Origin of the sequence: Pseudomonas protegens (genome assembly GCF_003732485.1) — a bacterium.
GTDB classification, from domain to species: domain Bacteria; phylum Pseudomonadota; class Gammaproteobacteria; order Pseudomonadales; family Pseudomonadaceae; genus Aquipseudomonas; species Aquipseudomonas protegens_B.
Map to the genome: position 1 here is coordinate 69,127 of NZ_MOAK01000081.1, position 4,024 is coordinate 73,150.

Below are 4,024 nucleotides of genomic sequence, written 5' to 3' on the forward strand. Positions count from 1 at the left end.
TTTTCGTGCAAATGGGCGACCCCGGCTTTCTGGCCTCGTAATTTGAGGCTGACCACCGGGCGTTTGAAAGGACGTTTGAAAAAGGATTCAGCGAGTAGGAAACAGTCTTCGACGCGGGTATTGAGTTGCTCGGGCATGCTTAACGGCTCTCCAGAGTGGCTGAGTATGCCGCAAAGACCGGCGAATCCGAATCGCCCAGGCGCCGAATGGTCGCAGGAGCGCCCATTAAGAAGGCCGCCTTGCGGCGGCCTGTGTTGGCAGATGGAGGATTATTATTGGTGCGGCGTCAGTTGGTGTACACGGGGCCGACGCCCAGGCCCCAGACAATCACGGTGAAGGCCATGATCGCTACCAGCACCACCAGTCCTACCGCCAGGACCGAGCTGGAAAACAGGAATCCCTCGTCCGACGGGATGTTCATGAAGGTCGGTAGCCCGACGTAGAGCAGGTACACCGTGTAGCAGATCGCCGCCGTGCCGATGATCATCCCCAGCCACATATGGGGATACAGCGCCGCCAGGCCGCCGACAAACAACGGAGTCGCGGTGTAGGTGGCAAAGGCGACGCAGCGCGCCAGGCTCGGACTGGCGTCATAGGTCCGGGCCATCCAGTGGATGAAAGCCCCCATCACCGCCACGCCGCCGAGCATGGCCAGGTACGACATGATGGTCATCCACAGGGCGCTTTCCATGGTCAGCATCACCGGCGCGCGGTTGCCGATGACCCAGCCAACCTGGGTGGTGCCGATAAAGGCCGAGATGGCGGGTATCGCCGCCAGAATCAGCGTGTGGGTCAGGTACATGTGGCTGATGCTTTCTTCTGCATCGCCGCGGATGTCTCGCCATTCCTGATCGGGGTGGGTGAAGAGTCCTACGACATGATGAATCATGGTCAGTCACTCCTTTATTGTTGCCATCGCCCCCCAACGGAGCGCTTACAGCCAAGTGGCACAGTCAGTATAGGTCTATATATGCATGCGACCTTATGTCGCAGTATAGGGAGGAGTTTTCGTCAGATGTGCGCACCTTTAGAGCAAATCGCGCTGTAAAACCCCAGGGTAATCGCTGGTGTGTCTGTCACCGCAGCCCAGGGGAACGCTACGTTGCGACGCTTTCAAGGGGCCGGGGTTTTTGCGTAAAATGTCCGGCTTTTCGTCACATACCTCGCGGATTCCAAGCGCCATGGGCACTCTTACGGTCAACCAGAACAAACTGCAGAAACGCCTTCGCCGACAGGCGGGCGAAGCGGTCGCCGACTTCAACATGATCGAAGATGGCGACAAGGTCATGGTCTGCCTGTCCGGCGGCAAGGACAGCTACACCATGCTCGACGTGCTGTTGCACCTGCAGAAGGTGGCGCCGATCAAGTTCGAGATCGTTGCGGTGAACATGGACCAGAAGCAACCCGGTTTCCCCGAGCATGTGCTGCCGGCCTACCTCAAGGAATTGGGGATCGAGTACCACATCGTCGAGAAGGACACTTACTCGGTGGTCAAGGAGCTGATACCGGAAGGCAAGACCACCTGCTCGCTGTGCTCGCGCCTGCGTCGTGGCACCCTGTACACCTTCGCCGACGAGATCGGCGCCACCAAGATGGCCCTCGGTCACCATCGTGACGACATCGTCGAGACCTTCTTCCTCAACATGTTCTACAACGGCTCGCTCAAGGCCATGCCGCCCAAGCTGCTGGCCGATGACGGGCGCAATGTGGTGATCCGCCCGCTGGCCTACTGCAGCGAGAAGGACATTCAGGCCTACTCCGACCTCAAGCAGTTCCCGATCATTCCCTGCAACCTCTGCGGTTCCCAGGAGAACCTGCAGCGTCAGGTGGTCAAGGAAATGCTCCTGGAGTGGGAGCGCAAGAGCCCGGGGCGTACTGAAAGCATTTTCCGCGGCCTGCAGAACGTGATCCCTTCGCAACTGGCGGATCGCAATCTGTTCGACTTCACCAGCCTGCGCATCGACGACAGCGCCACGCCGCGTTTCGTCAACGTGGTGAATCTCTGATCCGTTCTCGCTGAGCCTCCATCGCCCTGCCGGTTGCTATCCGGCGTGGCGAGGGGCCTCAGGTCCCGGGAACCTGCGGAATGAAGGCGATACTGCCCTCGGCTTGTTTTTTCGCCAGCCGTTCACCATTGGTCGGCAGTGTGCGGATCAGTTGATGATCCTTGCCCAGGTAGCTGAGCATCGACGGTTCGTTCTGACTCTGTTGCACCAGGATCAGCGTGCGCTGGGGGTCCCAATGCTGGCCGCTGGTCCTGTCCAGCCAGGCCATGAAGTCCGCGCTGCTGCCGGAACGCGGGAAGTCCTGGGTTTCGGCGACGTAATAGAAGGGCGCTCCCTGATTCTGCAGGTACAGCGGCACTTTGTTATCCACCTCGACCATCACCATCCGCCATTGATTCCAGGGGGCAATCCGGCTCGCCTCGGCCCTGACCTGCGTGCCGAACTGGATGACACCGCCTCCGCCATTGCTCCAGGGGTAGGCCACCCCCAGCACCAGCAGCAGGACCACCGCTGCGCTGGCAAAGCCTATGGTCCAGTTGCGTTCGCTGTGCTTGCCGCTGGCGCGTCGTTGTAGCAGGTGGCGGTTCAGCCACCAGGCCCCTAATAGTTGGGCGAAGGGCACCAGAGGCAGGACGTAATAGCTGCGCCGACTGCCGCTGGCAGTGAAAAATAGGAACAACAAGCCCAGGGCCCAAACCAGCCAGCGCTCATTGGGTTGTAGCTGGCGCCAGTGACGCGCCGCTACCCAGAGGCCGAGTACCCAGCAGGGTGCCCAGGGCAAGGTGTAGGCCGGGAGGTAGATCAGGTAGGTATAGATCGGCCCGATGTGGTCGAAAGGGTCGAAGAAGCGCTGCACATTTTCCCGGAATACCAGGCTCAGCCCGCTTTCACCGTAGGTCGGGGCGCCATACAGGTGCGAGAGCACGAACGGCACCATGTACAGCAGGGCAGCCACCAGCAACGCCAGGTACAGGCGCGGATTGAGGTGAAGTTTCCAGCGTCCCTGGCTCAGCAGGTGTGGCAGCAGGATCAGCCCAGGGAGGACGAAACCGATCAATCCCTTGAGCAGCGAAGTCGCCGCCAACAGCAGGAAGAACAGGCAATAGCGACTCAGGCGGGTGTCTTCCGGCCCTCGCCAGTACCACCACACTGCTGCCAGCACTCCACACACGGTGAGAATGTCCGCGGTGGCCACCCGTGCCCAGAATGCGAAGTAGAAGGTGGTGGCCAGCATCCAGCCGGCGATCAATCCGGTGCCCTTGTGAAACAGCTGCTCGCCAAGCCGGTACACCAGCCAGATGCTCAGCCAACCGGCGAGCACCGAGGACAGCCGCAGCGACCAGTGCCCCAGGCCCCCGGTCAGCCAGGCGCTGGCGGTGATCAGCCAGTAGGACGGCAGGGGTTTGTCGTAATAGGGGGCGCCCTTGAGATAGGGGTCGAAGTAGTCGCCACTCTGCAGCATCTGCAAGGCAATGTTGGCCCAGCGGGTTTCCGCCCCCCACAGCTCACGGGAGCCCAGGCCGAGGAGCAGGATCAGGGCGCTGACGCCCAGAAGCAGGGCCAGGGCCTTGCGTTCGCTGTTGCAGCTTTTCATGGGCGGATTTCTGCAGGCTGTGTGTGGGAGGGAGGTGCAAGAAGCGCCAGCGCGACGGTGGTCGGTGCTGACGCTCTCAGGCAGGTTTCAAGGCAGGCAGATCAGGGTTGAGCGGCCGGCAGGATCAGGATCAGCATGTTGCCTTGTTCGTAGCGCTTGCCACCCGGTGGAAGCAGGGCGACCTCTTCGTTCTCCAGCACGTCCTTGACCCGCATCACCACGCCCACCGATCCCTGTTTGCGTGCGTCGCTGACCCATTGGCCGACGTCGGCCATGCTGACCTTGCGCTGGGCCGATTCAGGGTAGGCCAGGCCGTATTTCAGTTCGCCCTCGGTGTTGTACAGCGCCACGTCCGGGCGCTGCAGGCGCCAGGCCAGCGCTGAGGCAGCTCCCAGGTCGTTGCTCAGCAGGCGGTCAGTCTGCT

Annotated in this window: 3 protein-coding genes and 2 pseudogenes; 1 reads left to right on the plus strand and 4 read right to left on the minus strand. The window is 61.3% G+C overall.

The annotated features are described in order from the left end of the window. Together BLX41_RS36130 and BLX41_RS24145 are read right to left on the minus strand one after the other, a co-directional pair. A pseudogene (locus BLX41_RS36130) lies at positions 1-137 on the minus strand (SprT family zinc-dependent metalloprotease); the annotation flags it as partial. 149 nt (positions 138-286) lie between these two features. Then, positions 287-889 (minus strand): Yip1 family protein, encoded by a 603-nt coding sequence (locus tag BLX41_RS24145; protein WP_123726910.1) that lies wholly within the window; start codon positions 887-889, stop codon positions 287-289. Between the two features lie 292 nt (positions 890-1,181). Here BLX41_RS24145 and ttcA point away from each other — a divergent pair, with 292 nt between their 5' ends. Continuing rightward, positions 1,182-2,006, plus strand: coding sequence for a tRNA 2-thiocytidine(32) synthetase TtcA (gene ttcA / locus BLX41_RS24150; RefSeq protein WP_123726911.1), 825 nt, complete (start codon positions 1,182-1,184; stop codon positions 2,004-2,006). 58 nt (positions 2,007-2,064) lie between these two features. Here ttcA and BLX41_RS24155 read toward each other — a convergent pair whose 3' ends face one another. Together BLX41_RS24155 and BLX41_RS36135 are read right to left on the minus strand one after the other, a co-directional pair. After that, positions 2,065-3,600 (minus strand): ArnT family glycosyltransferase, encoded by a 1,536-nt coding sequence (locus BLX41_RS24155; protein WP_123726912.1) that lies wholly within the window; start codon positions 3,598-3,600, stop codon positions 2,065-2,067. Positions 3,601-3,701: 101 nt separating this feature from the next. Beyond that, positions 3,702-4,024: pseudogene (locus BLX41_RS36135) on the minus strand (lipid IV(A) 4-amino-4-deoxy-L-arabinosyltransferase); the annotation flags it as partial.

Excerpts from the sequence above, each read along its gene's own strand:
- BLX41_RS24145 (WP_123726910.1), bottom strand. The coding sequence starts at position 889 with ATGATTCATCATGTCGTAGGACTCTTCACCCACCCCGATCAGGAATGG.
- ttcA (WP_123726911.1), top strand. The coding sequence starts at position 1,182 with ATGGGCACTCTTACGGTCAACCAGAACAAACTGCAGAAACGCCTTCGC.
- BLX41_RS24155 (WP_123726912.1), bottom strand. The coding sequence starts at position 3,600 with ATGAAAAGCTGCAACAGCGAACGCAAGGCCCTGGCCCTGCTTCTGGGC.